The 16,245-nt window shown below is 43.2% G+C and carries 12 protein-coding genes; 8 read left to right on the forward strand and 4 right to left on the reverse strand.

The genetic code is table 11. The features are described from left to right. The first annotated feature begins 594 nt into the window (after positions 1-594). From LN995_RS05895 to LN995_RS05925, 7 genes are all read left to right on the forward strand, one after another. Entirely contained in the window at positions 595-885 is a 291-nt protein-coding gene (locus LN995_RS05895) for a hypothetical protein (protein ID WP_229959365.1), read from the forward strand. Positions 886-1,075: 190 nt separating this feature from the next. Continuing rightward, entirely contained in the window at positions 1,076-1,543 is a 468-nt protein-coding gene (locus tag LN995_RS05900; RefSeq protein WP_229959367.1) for an AAA family ATPase, read from the forward strand. A 465-nt stretch (positions 1,544-2,008) separates the two neighbouring features. Next, complete coding sequence (locus LN995_RS05905; protein ID WP_229959368.1) at positions 2,009-2,545, forward strand: DUF4142 domain-containing protein; 537 nt, start codon at positions 2,009-2,011, stop codon at positions 2,543-2,545. A 177-nt stretch (positions 2,546-2,722) separates the two neighbouring features. Further along, positions 2,723-3,970 (forward strand): pyridoxal phosphate-dependent aminotransferase, encoded by a 1,248-nt coding sequence (locus LN995_RS05910; protein ID WP_262910424.1) that lies wholly within the window; start codon positions 2,723-2,725, stop codon positions 3,968-3,970. A 219-nt stretch (positions 3,971-4,189) separates the two neighbouring features. Further along, on the forward strand, positions 4,190-5,920 hold the full coding sequence (locus LN995_RS05915) for a glycosyl hydrolase (protein WP_229959369.1): 1,731 nt from the start codon (positions 4,190-4,192) through the stop codon (positions 5,918-5,920). 197 nt (positions 5,921-6,117) lie between these two features. Continuing rightward, a complete protein-coding gene (locus tag LN995_RS05920; RefSeq protein WP_229959370.1) occupies positions 6,118-7,134 on the forward strand; it encodes an NADP-dependent oxidoreductase in 1,017 nt (338 codons plus the stop codon). A 146-nt stretch (positions 7,135-7,280) separates the two neighbouring features. Beyond that, entirely contained in the window at positions 7,281-8,444 is a 1,164-nt protein-coding gene (locus LN995_RS05925) for an iron-containing alcohol dehydrogenase (protein ID WP_229959371.1), read from the forward strand. Positions 8,445-8,514: 70 nt separating this feature from the next. On the opposite strand, the gene LN995_RS05930 is transcribed toward LN995_RS05925, so the two are convergent. Further along, positions 8,515-9,132, reverse strand: a complete 618-nt coding sequence (locus tag LN995_RS05930) for a TetR/AcrR family transcriptional regulator (RefSeq protein WP_229959372.1) — start codon at positions 9,130-9,132, stop codon at positions 8,515-8,517. Positions 9,133-9,475: 343 nt separating this feature from the next. Between LN995_RS05930 and LN995_RS05935 the strand changes: the two genes are divergently transcribed. Continuing rightward, entirely contained in the window at positions 9,476-9,916 is a 441-nt protein-coding gene (locus LN995_RS05935; RefSeq protein WP_229959373.1) for a RidA family protein, read from the forward strand. Positions 9,917-10,094: 178 nt separating this feature from the next. Here the strand turns inward: LN995_RS05935 and LN995_RS05940 are convergent, their stop codons facing one another. The 3 genes from LN995_RS05940 to LN995_RS05950 all read right to left on the reverse strand — a co-directional run bounded on the left by LN995_RS05940 (position 10,095) and on the right by LN995_RS05950 (position 16,062). After that, positions 10,095-11,393, reverse strand: coding sequence for a dipeptidase (locus LN995_RS05940; RefSeq protein WP_229959375.1), 1,299 nt, complete (start codon positions 11,391-11,393; stop codon positions 10,095-10,097). Between the two features lie 88 nt (positions 11,394-11,481). Next, positions 11,482-12,942 carry a SusD/RagB family nutrient-binding outer membrane lipoprotein gene (locus LN995_RS05945; protein WP_229959377.1) on the reverse strand — a complete coding sequence of 487 codons (1,461 nt, stop codon included), beginning with the start codon at positions 12,940-12,942 and terminating at the stop codon, positions 11,482-11,484. Between the two features lie 24 nt (positions 12,943-12,966). Continuing rightward, entirely contained in the window at positions 12,967-16,062 is a 3,096-nt protein-coding gene (locus LN995_RS05950) for a SusC/RagA family TonB-linked outer membrane protein (protein WP_229959379.1), read from the reverse strand. Between the last annotated feature and the right edge of the window lie 183 nt (positions 16,063-16,245).

The raw sequence follows: 16,245 nt of genomic DNA on the forward strand, positions 1-16,245 counted from the left end.
TGGTAAGACACGTTTCTGCCAGACGTAAATATTTGAAAGGGGAGAGGTGAATGTGCTACGTAGAGGTTACAAAACCTCTGCCAAAGTTGGCTAACAATATAAGTTCTTTTGCTTGTATAAGTGGTTCGTTAACTAGTAGTTGTAGTTATGTTGATGTGAATTAATTATATTTAATATAATTAATGTTGTATATTTACTGGTCATCAGTAAATAAGCCTTGTCTTTATATAGTTGATAGTAAGGGATAAACGATGGCTTAAGCCAAACATTCTGCCTTAGCCTTTTACTTATTAAAATACAGATTCAGATAAGATTAATTACTGTACTATAACCTGTAGCAAATTCCTGAGAATGAATCTGTACAATGTACTGGTGGTACAATATTAATCATTAATTTTTTTGTCGTAATGATGCCTGCCATAACAGCTATTTTTAGCTGAATACGTATACTCTTCTTGATAGGTCATTTGCATCAGATTAATTGCTTTTACTATTCGGATTTTAAAAAGCAGATAATTCTTCTGCGTGTAGTATTATAATTCTGCGTGTAGTATCATAAATAACTATTTAAATAACCTTTAATCTTGATGATGCATGGAAGAAGTAAGGGGACAGAAAGGCTATGCTAGTTTAGGCTCGGCACCTGATTACGAGTATTTTCTAGGAGCAGGCAATGACGACATGGAACAGGGTAGTCTGAGATATGGTTCAGGATGCATGCGTGGGAACGATGTGCAGGGAAGAAATGGAAGTTGCTCACAAGGTACACTAGCAGGCTCTTCGGGAGCCAGAGTGAATAGTGTGAACTACAAAAGCTTAAACATCTACAGCAGCCGGGATAATACTTTTGGCAGAACAGGAAACCAAACAGAAACGAATAGTTAATGCTATAGCACAGCTCTGGTTTTTCTCTTTAGTATCAAAAAGCCTTTGCAAAGCCCCTAAGGGTAACTTTGTGGAGGCTTTTTGATTTGTGAAGTTGTGGCAGCGGTTGTGTATTTAAATAAATCTATAGGCAACGAATGTAACCCGTTGTTGCTGGTGTAGTAAACAGTAGCAACTGACAGTAAACTTCATGCAGGCCATTATCTTCTGTGGCATACAAGCCAGTGGTAAATCAACTTTTTATAAAGAACTTTTCTTCAATACACATGTCCGTATTAGCCTGGACCTGCTGCGGACACGCTATCGGGAGAACCTGTTTTTGCAGGCTTGCCTGAAGACACAACAGCGTTTTGTGATAGACAATACAAACCCTACAGCAGAAGAGCGGAGAAAATACATAGAACTAGCCAAAGCAGCCCGTTATGAGGTGACGGGATACTATTTTGAAACAAGTGTGAAAGAAGCCTTAGCACGAAACAGCCAACGCACAGGTAGATTCCTGGTGCCAGATAGAGGCATTTATGGTACACATAAGAAGCTGCAGATACCAACTGTGGCTGAAGGGTTTGATTACCTGTACCTGGTACGTTTGAAGCAGGGCAGTGGCTATGAAGTTTACCCCATCCTTTCTGAACCTGGTTCATTCTGGCAACCCTAAAGTAATGATTCTCAACCTAGCTGGGAGCCTTTAGGATAATCCGTTACTAAAAGCTTCTGTTTAGTTTAACTCTATCGGACACGTTTATCAATAAATACCGTTTTGTACTGGTTTTCAGGAATGAAGCCTTTATGATGGTTTTATGTATTTGTACTTTTTTTTGTTCTTATAATTTACCGAATACCGACTCACCAGTTAGCTTGCTGTGCTTTTAGTTATGGTAGTGGAGGTCATAATTCTCAAGTAGTTTACAGTAACTGTAGCTTTTATTCAGGTATAGACTTTTATTATAAATGAATATTCAGATAAGTAAATTACGTATTTATTCGGGTAACGAGAGAAGGTTGTGCCCGTTTATACATCAAGCGGAACAAGAGAGAAAGATCAAGACAGCAGAGCGATTCCCATTATCCAAACTCCGAACACTTTAGCTATTTATACTATCACAAACTTAAAAATTGAATTATGAAAAAAACAGTATTTGAAAGTTGGAAAATATTTGCATTGTTGGTATCTCTTGTGGCTGTAACTTCTTGTGATGATGATGACGGTGATATTGGACTGAACCTAAGTGCGGAAGAATTTGTACAGCAAGCTGCTGTAACAGACATGTTCGAAATCCAGACAGGGCAGATGGCTGTAGACAAATCCGAGACTTCTATGGTAGTAGACTTCGGGCAAATGATAGTAGACGATCACATGCAGACAAACACGCTTCTTAGTACGTTGGCAGATGAAAAGAACATTACTATGCCCACCGCCTTAACAGAAGAAAAAAGAGCTATCAGAGACAGGCTGGCAGGTAAAGATGGTGTAGAGTTTGATAAAGATTTTGCAGACTCACAGGTGCAGGCACACGAAGAAGCCGTGGAGCTTTACGAAAGAGCAACTAACGAGTTAGATGATGACGAACTCAGAGCGTTTGCAGAAACTGGCTTGCCTATTTTACAACAACATTTGCAGGAAGCCCGCGACCTTAAAGCAATAACAGATGCCATGTAAGCATCTGTGGATGAATAAATAAAAAAGCACGTGCTATATTAAATATAGCACGTGCTTTTTTATGACCTTACTGTAAAAAGCATCGTTTTATATAATTTCCTGCTTTTTGAAACACAATTTATACTCTTGCTGTTGGTGGAGTGCCCCAAATCACTATTTTTGGGAAACTTCATTTATATGATACAGCGGAGCACACGGCTGGATAACGTATTTTACGAAATCCGCGGGCCAATTTTTGAAAAAGCACAGGAGCTAGAGCGTCAGGGGTACAAAGTTACAAAGTTGAACATTGGGAATCCGGCACCTTTCGGTTTTGACACACCTGATGAGATTATTCATGATATAATACTGAACCTGCGCAATGCGCAGGGTTATACAGATTCTAAAGGCCTTTTTGCTGCCCGCAAAGCCATTATGCATTACGCCCAGAGCAAAGCCATCCGCAATGTAAATATTGATGACATTATTATTGGTAATGGGGTTAGTGAGCTGATTTTACTGGCCATGCAGGCGTTATTAAATACAGGTGATGAAATACTTGTTCCCTCTCCTGACTACCCACTTTGGACAGCCTCGGTAACGCTATCCGGGGGAAAGGCGGTGCACTACTTTTGCGATGAGCAGTCAGACTGGTACCCGGACCTGGAAGATATGGAGCGTAAAGTAACAAGCCGCACAAAGGGTATTGTCGTTATCAACCCCAATAATCCTACAGGTGCTGTTTATCCGTCTGACGTGTTGGAAAAAATAGTACGACTCGCTGAAAAGCATAAGCTTATTGTGTTTTCGGATGAGATCTATGACAAGATTTTGTATGATGACACAGCACATTACTCAACGGCTGCACTTTCGGACGATACCTTGTTTCTAACTTTTAGTGGCTTGTCTAAAAATTACCGGGCGGCTGGTTTCCGTGCAGGTTGGGTAGTTATCAGCGGGAAAAAAGGTGATGCCAGATCTTATATAGAAGGTTTGAATGCCTTGGCCAGTATGCGCCTATGCAGCAATGCGCCCTCTCAGTTTGCCATTCAGACAGCGCTGGGAGGCTACCAGAGTATAAACGACCTGGTGTTGCCAAACGGCAGATTACGCCGCCAGCGCGACATGTGTTACGAAAAATTAACATCTATTCCGGGAATTACCTGTGTAAAGCCAAAGGGTGCTTTTTACATGTTTCCCAAGATTGATGTAAAGAAATATAATATCTTGGATGACCAGCAGTTTGTGCTTGATTTCCTGTGTGAGCAACGGGTACTACTGGTGCAGGGGAGTGGCTTTAACTGGCGCAAGCCTGATCACTTCCGGGTGGTGTACCTGCCTACAGTGGAGGAACTGAATGAAACAATGGATAAGCTGGCACTGTTTTTACAAACCTACAAAGGAGCGCAGAATTTTAAGCTGCCTAAAGCGTTAGAGGTTATCTAACTTCATGTTACTTATCAGCAAGAAAGGCTTCTCTAGAGAGAAGCCTTTCTTGCTTTAGCAGGACAGGATAAAGAAGGCCCTTGTACGCAGCATGTAAATAGTTGACCATTTTTAGCAAATGTTTGTACGGACCTTACTGCTGTGCTCTTATCTGATACAGTCAAGTTTTAAGATTTCTTTATTTTCTGTATCCTTATTCATTAAACAGAAACTTTACCCATGGAAAAAATACTTTTTACGCTTACACTTTTGTGGGCCTATAGCTCCTACGGAAGTGATTATTATGTATCACCTACCGACACTACTAATCTTTCAAGAGCTATCCGTTCTGCTATAAGCCTAAAAAATCATATCAAAGAGGGTATTGGCGAGGGAGAATATCCCAACGGATCTAAAGAAATCATTCAAAAGTCTATTAATAGCGCAAAGGTTTTACTGGCTAAAGTTAGCAGCTTGGAACAGAAGCAGCTAGATTCTGCTGCTTACAGTGTAGCAGATAAGCTTGTGCTGATAGAGGCTTCTGTTAAGCTTTCTGATAACCCTTTAGTTGACTCAAAAGCTACAAAAGAAACCGTTTACCTTTATAAAAACCTGGGGAAGTTAAGTAGCAATCATAACTATCTGTTTGGCATGCACGATGCAACGGCTTATGGTATAAATGCCGATAGCACTAACTGGCACGACGATGGGACAGGCGAGAAATCAGATGTAAAAGAGGTGACAGGTTCTCATCCGGCCTTGTTTAGTGAAGATGTAAGCGAAATAGCCAGTGAAGAACTGTATGAAATACCTGACAACTTTAACCAGATGGTAAAAGCTTATAACTGGGGAGGAGTGGTTACTTTTTGCTGGCACATGCGCGACCCGGTCAATAACACGTTCTACTGGAACGAGATCAAACCAGAATATAATGTGGTGAAATCTATTTCTCCGGGAGGCAAGCACCATGAATGGTATAAGGACAATCTAAATAAACTGGCCTTTTATATGAAAAGCCTCCGGGGCAGGAACGGAGAAGCTGTTCCTGTTATTTTCAGACCTTTTCATGAGCATAATGGTAGCTGGTTCTGGTGGGGAAAGCCACACGCCAGCACAGAAGAATACAATGACATCTGGAAGTTTACAGTACGTTACCTGCGGGATACCCTGAACGTGCATAATCTGATCTATGCTTATTCTCCTGACCTGGGGCCGATTCAGAAGAAATCAGATTACATGGAGATTTACCCGGGAGATGACTATGTAGATATGTTTGGAGTAGATTACTATTTCGGAGACAGTACAGCAGCTACCAGAGAGAAGTTTCAGCAGGGTTTGGCTGGTATAGTGGAATATGCGGATGAAAGAGGTAAAATAGCAGCGCTAACCGAGTTTGGCGACAGATTGAACGACGATGGTACAGATATGTTGGAAATAGATAATTTCTACACACAAACGATACTAAATACTATACAGGCCAGCCCCAAAGCAAGCCGTATTGCTTTTCTGGCTACCTGGCGAAACGGACATACCAAACACCACTTTGCACCTTACCCAAGGCATAAAGAAGCTGATGACTTTGTTAGATTTTACGAAGATACCGCAGCCGTTTTCCTGGACGAGATGGTAAACATGTACGATGGCGTAATAACAGGAAAACCCAGAAGGTTAAGTGATGTAACTGAAATCTATTCTTTTAGAACTTCCAATAGTGACAGTACTACTATCAATGACAATGCCATTGTGGTTTATGCTCCTAAGGGTGCTAAGCTTAAGAAACTGGCTCCCGTATTTAAGGTAGCAGATGGTGCTACGGTTAGAGTAAATGGCGTTGTGCAGCAAAGTGGCGAAACCGTTCATAGCTTTAAGAAGCCGGTAACATACACTGTTATAGCAGAAAACGGAAAAGAGGCCAGAGAGTACACTGTTGTAGCTAAAAAAGTCAAATCAAGCACCTACATTAATAAATAAGCTTTAAGGCTGGCAATTTATAAAATGCGTTGGCGTACGAAACGTAAAGCCGGAATAGCTACTTGCTTAGGGTCGCTATTCCGGCTTTACGTTTCAATAACAAATTTGCAAGAAGCCTGGCTTCTTGCTTCATGACTTCTTTAATATAACTCATGTTGCTGGTTCTGCGTGTAACTATAGTTATCAATAAGCAAATTATGAAAACAAGAAGCATTTTACTGAACAGCCGCCCACAAGGCATGCCGACGCAGGAAAACTTTAAATTTACAGAAGAAGACTTGCCAGAGCTACAGGAGGGAGAGGTGCTGTTAAAAGCTCTTTATGTTTCTGTAGACCCGTATATGCGTGGTCGTATGAGCGATGCAAAATCGTATGCGGCACCTTATAAAGTGCATGAGCCTATAATGGGAGGCATTGTGGCAGAGGTGGTAGAGAGCCGGAATAATCAGTATAAAAAAGGAACCATAGTGGAGGGGCGCCTGCCCTGGCAAACCTACAGCATCTCTCAGGGCAAAGGCCTGAATGTAATAGATCCGGACCTGGCACCACTTGGGTATTACCTAGGTGTATTGGGTATGCCCGGGCTTACGGCATATTTTGGCTTGCTGCGCATCGGCGACCCTAAAGAAGGTGAAACAGTAGTGGTATCCGGGGCAGCAGGTGCAGTAGGTACCGTAGTCGGGCAGATTGCTAAAATTAAAGGCTGCCGTGTAGTCGGTATTGCCGGATCAGATGATAAAATGAAGTACTTGCAAGGTAAACTGGGCTTTGACGAAGCCATCAACTACAAAACCACAGATAACATAGCAGCGGCTCTGGAAGCTGCCTGCCCGGATGGGGTAGACATCTACTTTGATAATGTGGGCGGAGAAATCTCTGATGCAGTTTATCCGCTGCTCAACAACTTTGCCCGAATTGCTGTTTGTGGCCAGATTTCTCTTTACAATACTACCACACAACCAACAGGGCCTCGTGTTGAACCAATCCTGTTAAGAACCAAATCGCTTATGAAAGGCTTTATTGTGGGCGACTACGCCAGTGATTTTAGACAGGGCGTAAAAGAGTTGGCTGCTTGGGTAAAAGATGGAAAGCTACAGTATGAACAGACTATTACAGATGGTTTTGACCAGATACCAGATGCATTTCTGGGCTTGTTTAAAGGCGAAAACACAGGTAAGCAATTAGTACACGTAGCAGACCCAGGCGAAGAATAAGTTTGCAGATAATTGTTGTAACTAATTTTTATTCCTCTTCCGGATGCCTATTTTTGCGTAACAATTGTATATACAAATATCTGCTGTCAGTTTAGTTATTGTTACAAGTGGCAGTAGCATCTTAATAATTTAAAGTTTACAAACAGATGAATAATTTTAAATTTTATAATCCTGTTAAGATCATTTTTGGGAAAGGCCAAATTGCAGAGCTTGCTAATGAGGTACCTAAAGGAGCCCGTGTGCTAATGACCTATGGTGGAGGAAGTATTAAAAAGAATGGCGTTTATGACCAGGTACTGGCAGCGCTAAGTAATAACACAGTTGTGGAGTTTGGTGGTATAGAGCCAAACCCTCATTACGAAACCCTTATGAAGGCTGTAAAGCTGGGGCAGGAGCAAAACATTGATTTCATACTTTCTGTTGGAGGAGGCTCAGTACTGGACGGAACAAAGTTTATTGCAGCTGCTATGAAGTTCGAACATGGAGACCCATGGAAGCTGTTATCAGAGAAAGCAACCTACAAAGCAACAGCAGCTGTACCATTCGGTGCCGTGCTTACATTGCCTGCTACTGGCTCTGAAATGAACTCCGGAGCCGTGATTACCCGCGTAGAAACAAAAGAGAAGCTTTCTTTTGGTAGCCCTTTTACGTTCCCCAGGTTTTCAGTGCTTGACCCTGAGACCTGCTTCACCTTGCCTCCACGCCAGATCAGTAATGGTATTGCCGATGCCTTTACACACGTAATGGAGCAGTACCTGACCTACCCTGTTAACGCTCCATTGCAGGATCGTATAGCAGAGGGTATTCTGCTAACATTGATAGAGGAGGGGCCAAAAGTCCTCAAGAATCCTTCTGATTACGATGCAATGGCTAACTTTATGTGGTCGGCCACGATGGCACTAAATGGACTGATTAGCACAGGTGTACCTGCAGACTGGGCTACACACATGATTGGACACGAGCTAACGGCCCTGCATGGCATAGATCATGCGCGTACCTTAGCTATAGTACTGCCATCTTTGCTGCGTTACAAGAGCGAGGCAAAAAAAGAGAAACTGTTGCAGTACGGCGAGCGCATCTGGAATATTACAGAGGGTAACGAAGCTGAAAGGATAGAAGCAACTGTTCAGGCTACAGTTAACTTCTTTGAATCCCTGGAGATACCAACAAAGCTGAAAGATTACGATGTAAATAGGGACACCATTAAAGAAATCGTAGATCGTTTTCAGAAAAGAGGCGTGAAAAACCTGGGCGAACGAGCCGATATTCAGGCAGAAGATGTAGAGAAGATACTGGAGATGAGCCTGTAAAGGTAGTTAGTTTAAACAAAAAAGAAGCCACTGATGAGCAAGTTCAGTGGCTTCTTTTTTATGAAACTGTTTATATGGTATGGGGCTTATCCAGTATACCATTGAAAAGGACTTTTGTAATCCCTTCAAATACAGCGGCGGGTGAATCAGGTAATTCTTGTAACAGCTCTTCAGGAATTTGGCGGACAAAATCAGGATCAAACATTTTTTCTAAGGCACAAGCATAAAGCAGTACAGTAAGAGGTTGGTTTATATCATTTCGTATACACCCATCGCGCACTCCCTCATCAAGCAAGACACTAAAACGCAGGAAAGCAGATTCAGCTTTGAGTTTCTGCATGAGCTCCCAGGCGACCGGAGCATTCCTCTTTACATCTTCCACAAAAGATGGAGAAATCTCAAGCATTCTGATGCCAGCAAGAGTAAATATTTTACTTATTTTTTCAGGATAAGAGAGCATCTCTTCTTTCATTATACCAGCAGCCATTTCCTGTATCTCTGCATTATATTCTCTGATAACAACACAAAGTAACTCCTCCTTACTCTTAAAATGCTGGTACAATGTTTTTTTGCTCATTCCTAACTGGCGGGCCAGTTCTGTCATCAGTATCTTACTGTAGCCCTGGGTAAAGAACATCTGTTGGGCTTGTTGTACTATCCTATCCCGACTTTTAACAGGTTCTTTCATTAACTCTTTTTTTAATTTTTAAATGCCTTTACTCAACATAGCCTTGCTTCAGATGATGTTAGGGAACATGAACGTTCTTCATGGCTTATGCAAAGGCACAGAGGATAGTACGACGTTAAGTAGTATAAGTATTTTAACTTTAATTATTTCTACGGATAAAACATAGTTCTTCTACTTACCCAAAGTTAGAGGTGTTTCTCGAGCTATTTAATGGAAGCTTCAGAAACAGGTGCTTGTACAGTAGCAGTTATATAAACAGATGCTTATATTGCATAAAGGTCTTTTTATTATTCAGAAACTAAACTAACAGGAAACAATGCGTTCTGCTTTCTCTCTTCTGCTTATGTGTCTGCTACTTTCTTCTGCCTCCTTTGCACAGAGCAAAATCAAACAAAAGGAGCCCGCCAAAAGAATTATTAAATCAGAGCAGGCTCCCCAACCTATAGGACCGTACAGCCAAGGTGTGTTGGCAAAGGGATTTTTATTTGTAGCTGGCCAGGTGGGGGCTAACCCTGAAACACGGCAGTTGGTAACAGAAAGCTTCGAAGCTGAAGCCAAACAGGTAATGGAAAATCTGCAGGCAATTCTAAAAGCGGCTGGGTTGGATTTCAACAATGTAGTAAAGACTACTATCTATATGAAAGATATTTCTCAGTTCTCCAAAGTAAATGAAATCTACGGGAAGTATTTTACAGCTGATCCCCCTGCCCGTGAAACAGTTCAGGTAGCTGATTTGCCGGGCGGTGCTAATGTAGAAATTTCGGTGATCGCAGTAGTGGAATAGGAGGTGAAGGCTCATGTATAAGCAAGAAGGCTGCAAACGTTACTTTGCAGCCTTCTTGCTTATACATGAGCCTGTTTAAAATCAGAGTTGATCAGGCGGAGGTTGAAAAGCTTGTTGCATCAAAGTTGCCATAGGTACGGTTTTCAGCGGAAGCTTAGAGATAACTCCTAAATCAAGCTTAGTCAAAGCTCCTGCTAAGGGAACCAGTGCCATTTTCAGCGGCTTGCTCGTTTAGTTGCATCGCTACTTTCTCTACATTTTTCATCACTCTGAACAGGTTTCCACTCCACACCTTTTGGATGTCTTTGGCCGAATAACCTCGCTTTACCAGTTCCAGTGTTACGTTGCCCATTTCACTTACATCGTACATGCCTTCAACACCGCCGCCGCCATCTAAGTCTGCACCAATGCCAACGTGGTCTATACCTACCAACTGTACAATATGATCGATATGGTCGACTACCTGCTCCAGTGTAGCCAGTTCCTGCGGGTACTTATGCCTGATCTCGCTGAACTCAGCAGCCCTTTGCTTTTGCTCTTCTTCGGTTAAGGAAGATCTATTGCCGTACTTTTCCCGCAACGCTTGCATGGCAGCATCACGCTCTGGATTTGGAGCAGGCTTGATTAAGTACCCACTAAGCATGTTCATCTGAATCACGCCTCCGTTTTTAGCCAAGGCTTTTATCATATCATCTGTCATGTTACGTGGGTGATCACTTAAGGCTCGGGCAGAAGAATGGGAAGCTATCACCGGAGCTTTAGAAAGCTTGATAACATCATAAAAAGTAGAATCAGAAACGTGGGAAATGTCTACCATCATTCCTAACTTATTCATTTCTGCTACTACCTGTTCTCCAAAAGAACTTAGTCCATTGTGTTCCGGCCCATCAGGGTCTGTAGACGAGTCGGCTATGTCGTTGTTAGAAGAATGAGCCAATGTTATATAGCGGGCTCCTAAGTCGTAGTAAGTTTGCAACAGCGATAGGTCTTTGCCGAGTGGCCAGCCGTTTTCTATGCCAATGAATACCGCCCGCTTTTCCTTTTTTACAATCCGGTAAGCATCTTCGGGAGAGGTTGCCAACTCAGCCAGTTCAGGATTGTCATTTACAGATTGATGTATGCTGTCAAATAGTTTTAAGGCATACTCTTTTGCATCGGCATATCCTTTTTCTGAGCGTTCGCCCTGCCCCAGGTACACGGCAAAAAACATGGCATCCAGTCCGCCTTGCTTCATACGCGGAAAATCAATTCTGGAGCCGGTTTCGTGGGCATCATGCTCTTCTGCTATGTTAAAATCTGTGTGAGACTGCATATAAGTAGGCACATCACCATGGGTATCTATGGTAAGTGCTTTCTCATGTATTTTCTGTGCTTTACGACGAAGTGCTTCGTCATTAGTTGTTTGCCCATAGCTGCTGATGGAAGCCAAACTAAGTAAACCTAAGCAGTTGGCAATTAAAATCGATCGACGTATCATACGGATGCTCTTAGTGTAGTTGAAAATATAAAGTCATCTGGTAGTTAGAGCTACCAGATGACTTATTTAAACCTGTTGCGCTTATTAGCTACTTAGCCCACCATAGCTTTAGCTTCATATCGTTATCACCATTCTGCTGGTCTAACGCTTCTCTGAAATGCACGTAGTTCAATGATTCTTCAGAAGATGGATAAGGAAGCCGTGTCGGGATGATGCCCCCGTTGGTGCTTGCTGCAGGAGCAACCAAAGCAGGAACACCTGTACGGCGCTGTTCTGTCCAAGCTTCAAGGCCCTGACCGTATAAGGCTATCCATTTTTGTTCCATAATCTGTTGGTAGCCTTCTGTGCCACCTTTATAGGCTGTTGTGGCTAAGTAAGCATCATCGGCTGTTAGGCCATATTGCTGGAAAGATGCTTTGATACCATCAGTGTAATTTTGTGCAGGATCACCGGCAGCTGCTACGCCCTTATAGGCCGCTTCAGCTTTGATAAGCAATAGTTCGGCATAAGACATTAACACCGCTGGTGCAGTAGCTGCTGTAAAGTAAGCGCCAACTTTAGATGTTTTACTTAAACCTAAGGCATTGGCATCACTGGCTTGTAACCCGTTTGGAATGCCTTTATAGTCGCCACCATCCTGAGGAACATCAGCATAAACAGCAAGGCGCTCATCACCTAAAGACTTTAGTTTATCAACCAATGTTGCACTTACTCTGTGATCGTCGCGCGAAATTCTGTTCTGGTTGATGGGGTTGTTGTTAGGCTGAGCCGCCAGGTATTGTAAAGCTGTAATATCAGCATTGCTGGACATAACAGGATACTGTGTTGGGTTGCTTAGAATACGCTCCATTTCAGCTGCTGCGTCAATAGGGGAGTCGGCTTTGCCCAGCATGCGGTTAAGCAGACGCAAGCTTAGAGAGTTGGCAAATTTCTTCCATTTGAGCATCTGGCCGTTAAAGAGAATGTCGCCGCTTACAGATGATCCGTTTACTTGTATCATGTCGTTGGCGGCTTTAAGGTCGGCTATCATGCCCGCATAAACATCTTTTTGAGCATCATAAGCCGGAGCCAGGTTGTTGTCCAGCCCTTGCACTGCCTCAGTATAAGGAATATCTCCGTAGATGTCGGTAAGAAGCGAAAATACCCAGGACCTCATAATCATGGCAATAGCTGTGTAGTTGGCGTTGCCCGACTCCTGTCCCAGTTCATAAACTCTCTGGAAATCTGCCAAAGACTCAATGTAAAAGTCTCGCCAGCTGTCGTCCACCACATCCTGAGAAATCACATAACGGTCAACATCGGTGTACTGAATGCGAGCCCAATACTGTGCATACAAGTTGCCAACATCGGCTCCAAGGCTGGTTACGCCAGACCCCCAATACAGATCTACTGCACTTTCAATTCCGTGTGGCAGCAGCAAATCTGGTGTTACAGTTTCGGGTGCGTTGGGGTTGGCGTTAACTTCCTCAAAATCCTTGTCACAGGCTGTGGAAAGGAGGCAGGTTAAGAGTAGTGCCGGGATATATTTTGGAATGCGAAATTTTTTCATTTTGATGCGAGTTGTAATTTAAAACTAGAGCTTGAAATTGATGTTAAAGCCAAGGCTTCTGGTAGAAAGGATCTGGCCGCTTTCTACACCCTGCACATTGCTTTCGCTGCCGTTGTAGCTGGACTCAGGGTCGATGTGCGGCACGTTGCTGTGTAGCAGCAGCAGGTTACGGCCAACAATAGCCAGGTTCACATCTCTGAAAGGAAGCTTGCCAAATAACCCATTAGGCAATGTGTAGCTTAGCCTTGCTTCGCGCAGCTTTACATAGGTACCATCAAAAATAGCTACTTCATTATTGGTAAGGGCATAATAGGCATGGTGCCACTGCTCCGATGATACCCGCACGTCATTTGGTACATACTGTGGGTTTTCTGCTGTACCGACGTTCATCACACCTTCTCCTACGATGCCTTCTTCACGGCCTCGTGTTGTTTCTTCCATCACGCCTGTGTAGCGCCCAATATTAACAGTCTGCGAAAAAATGTCTCCGCCCCATTTTACATCTACTAAAGAATAAAGGGTAAAGCCTTTATAGCTGAATGTGTTGGCGATGCCTCCTGTCCAGTCTGGTGTTACGTTGCCAAGTATGGTGCGATCTGCAGCACGCTCAGGTAACCCATTACTATAAACAATCTGTCCATCCGGGGCGCGTAAGAACTGGCTGCCAAAGAATGCTCCGTAAGCTTCGCCAACACGAGCCTCAATGCCCATACCTCTGATGGTTCCTAGCTGGTAAGTAACCAGACCATCTGCCAACTCAACAACTTTGTTTCTGTTGCGGGCATAGTTTAAACCCAAGTCCCACTGGAAACCATTTGCCAGTTTAACAGGGGTGGCATTAAGCTGTAGCTCTATCCCTTTGTTGGTAAGTTTACCTGCGTTCAACAGTTTTGCGCTAAAACCAGAAGCATTGGAGATATTAACATTCAGGATCTGGTTTTTAGATGTCTGGTCGTAATAGGTGAAATCAATACCTAAACGATCATTAAAAAAGCGGATGTCAAAGCCTGTCTCAAAAGATGTTGTAATTTCTGGCTTCAGGTCAGGAGACAGTAAGGTGTTGTTTTCTGAAACTGATGGCGTGCTGCCCCATGCTGGTTCAAAGTTGAAGGTTTGCATCAGTCTGTAAGGATCGGTATCATTACCTACCTTTGCCACACCTGCACGAACTTTAGCAAACGAAAGCCAGCTTGGCTGGAAGTTTAACATATCAGAAAGTACAGCACTAACTGAGGCAGAAGGGTAGAAGTAAGAGTTGTTATTTGAAGGCAATGTACTGGACCAGTCGTTACGTGCTGTTACATCAAGAAACAGGTAGTTACGGAATGCCAGTTGAGTTGAACCGTATAAGCTGTTTACTTCTTTCTGTGTTGAGCTGTTTTCAGCAGTAGGACGCTGGCGGGAGTTACCCAGGTTGTAAACATTAGGTATAGCCAGCTCAGAGGCATACATATAGTTTCGCTGATAATAGTTTGTACGGTGGTTGCCGCCTACGCTAGCTGTTAAGTTAAAATCAGAAGAAACATCTTTGTTGAAGTTAAGCAGGAAGTCGGAGTTGTTTTCTTCTACAAATATCTGCTCTTCGCCATAGTTGCCAAATCGCGTTGCATTAAACCGTGCACCTTTGGTTTTACGTCTGTCTTCCGAAAAGTCGGTACCTGTGCGAACCATTAAATCCAGCCAAGGCGTAAATTTATAGTTTAAGGTCAGGTTGCCGTATAAACGATCTTTGTCGTTTGCACGCGTGCTTTCATACAGCGCGTAGTAAGGGTTGCTCCAGTAGTTGTAGTTCCAGTTGTACTGGTCTATGCTGCCTGGTAACAAGTAGTTTTCCAACTTGCTGATGTCTACTTGCCTGCCGAACCAGATGGAATACAAGCCCCAGTTCTGTCTGTTATCGCTGCCGTCTTTTACGTAGTTGCCTATGGCCCGTACCGATAGTTTAGGAGTAACCTGATACCCGGCATTAAGCGAGATGGTGTTTCGGTCGTAGTTGGTGTTAGGCAGAATACCCGTTGACTCCAGATTCGTTAAAGAAAGTCTGAAATCTGCTTTTTCACTTCCTCCGGTAATAGCTATGTTGTTTGTGAAGGTTTTGCCAGTTTCATAGAAATTCTTCCAGTTGTCCGGGTGAGCTACCCAAGGTGTTGGGATTCGGTTGCCGTTTTCATCCAGCGGGGAGTCGAACTGTTCAATTAAGCGGCCATCCAGGGCAGGTCCCCAGCTTTCGTCAACCCCATCACCAACACCGCCGCCTTTGCCATCTACATACTTAAAGTCGCCTTTCGTGCCTTGCCCGTAAGAGTCCTGGAAGTCAGGAAGACGGAAAGGTGTTTCAAAGCTGGTGTTAGAGTTTACAGATACGCCAATGCCTTTTGTGCCTTTGCCGTTTTTAGTCGTGATCAGGATAACACCGTTGGCCCCACGAGAGCCATAAAGTGCCGCTGCTGCAGGGCCTTTCAGCACACTCATAGAGGCAATATCGTCCGGGTTAATGGCTGCAGCTCCGTTTCCGTAGTCTATAGAAGTAGTAGAATTGTAGTTGCCGTTATCTATTGGTACACCGTCCACCACAAATAAAGGCTGGTTATTGCTGCCAATCGAGCTGGAGCCACGAATAGTAACACGAGAAGATGAACCCGGAGCTCCATTGGTGCTTGTTACCTGTACACCTGCTACTTTACCAGACATAGCGTTAAGCAGGTTAGGTGTTCGGGCCTCGTTCAAGTCTTCGCCGCTTACTTCCTGTACAGCATAGCCCAAGGATTTTTTCTCTACCTCCCTACCTAAGGCTGTTACCACTACTTCTGATAGTTGCTTTGAGTCCGGGGCCATGGCAACGTCGAAGCTTGACTGGTTTCCGATAGGAACTTCCTGCTGTAGCATTCCAATAAAAGAGAAAACCAAGGTGCCACCTTCGGCAGGTACTGTAAGGTTAAAGTTGCCGTCAATGTTAGTAATTGTACCTGTTGTTGTACCTTTTAAAGCAACACTGACTCCAGGTAGAGCCGAACCATCCTCTGTAGAGGAAACCTTGCCGGTAACTGTCCGGCTTTGAGCTACTGCATACGTACAGTGCAGTAACCAAATAGCCATTACGACTAGTAAAGCTTTCTTCATGTAATTTAGTTAGTAGTAAGGTGAAAATAAAAGTTAGTAAGGGTATAAATAATTGCACAGCTATAGTATTTGTTCAAATACTATAGCTGCCGTTAGATAAAGTAATAATATTGATTATTTTTAATTAATGAAACATAATTATATTTTTATTTTAAAAAATGGCCTTATTAAATATTAATATTT

It is taken from the genome of Pontibacter silvestris (assembly GCF_020907275.1).
GTDB classification, from domain to species: Bacteria; Bacteroidota; Bacteroidia; order Cytophagales; family Hymenobacteraceae; genus Pontibacter; species Pontibacter silvestris.

Bases quoted from the DNA above. Each gene is read 5' to 3' on its own strand.
- LN995_RS05940 (WP_229959375.1), bottom strand. From the start codon at position 11,393: ATGATACGTCGATCGATTTTAATTGCCAACTGCTTAGGTTTACTTAGT.
- LN995_RS05900 (WP_229959367.1), top strand. From the start codon at position 1,076: ATGCAGGCCATTATCTTCTGTGGCATACAAGCCAGTGGTAAATCAACT.
- LN995_RS05935 (WP_229959373.1), top strand. From the start codon at position 9,476: ATGTGTCTGCTACTTTCTTCTGCCTCCTTTGCACAGAGCAAAATCAAA.
- LN995_RS05895 (WP_229959365.1), top strand. From the start codon at position 595: ATGGAAGAAGTAAGGGGACAGAAAGGCTATGCTAGTTTAGGCTCGGCA.
- LN995_RS05930 (WP_229959372.1), bottom strand. From the start codon at position 9,132: ATGAAAGAACCTGTTAAAAGTCGGGATAGGATAGTACAACAAGCCCAA.
- LN995_RS05945 (WP_229959377.1), bottom strand. From the start codon at position 12,942: ATGAAAAAATTTCGCATTCCAAAATATATCCCGGCACTACTCTTAACC.
- LN995_RS05905 (WP_229959368.1), top strand. From the start codon at position 2,009: ATGAAAAAAACAGTATTTGAAAGTTGGAAAATATTTGCATTGTTGGTA.
- LN995_RS05920 (WP_229959370.1), top strand. From the start codon at position 6,118: ATGAAAACAAGAAGCATTTTACTGAACAGCCGCCCACAAGGCATGCCG.
- LN995_RS05910 (WP_262910424.1), top strand. From the start codon at position 2,723: ATGATACAGCGGAGCACACGGCTGGATAACGTATTTTACGAAATCCGC.
- LN995_RS05925 (WP_229959371.1), top strand. From the start codon at position 7,281: ATGAATAATTTTAAATTTTATAATCCTGTTAAGATCATTTTTGGGAAA.
- LN995_RS05950 (WP_229959379.1), bottom strand. From the start codon at position 16,062: ATGAAGAAAGCTTTACTAGTCGTAATGGCTATTTGGTTACTGCACTGT.
- LN995_RS05915 (WP_229959369.1), top strand. From the start codon at position 4,190: ATGGAAAAAATACTTTTTACGCTTACACTTTTGTGGGCCTATAGCTCC.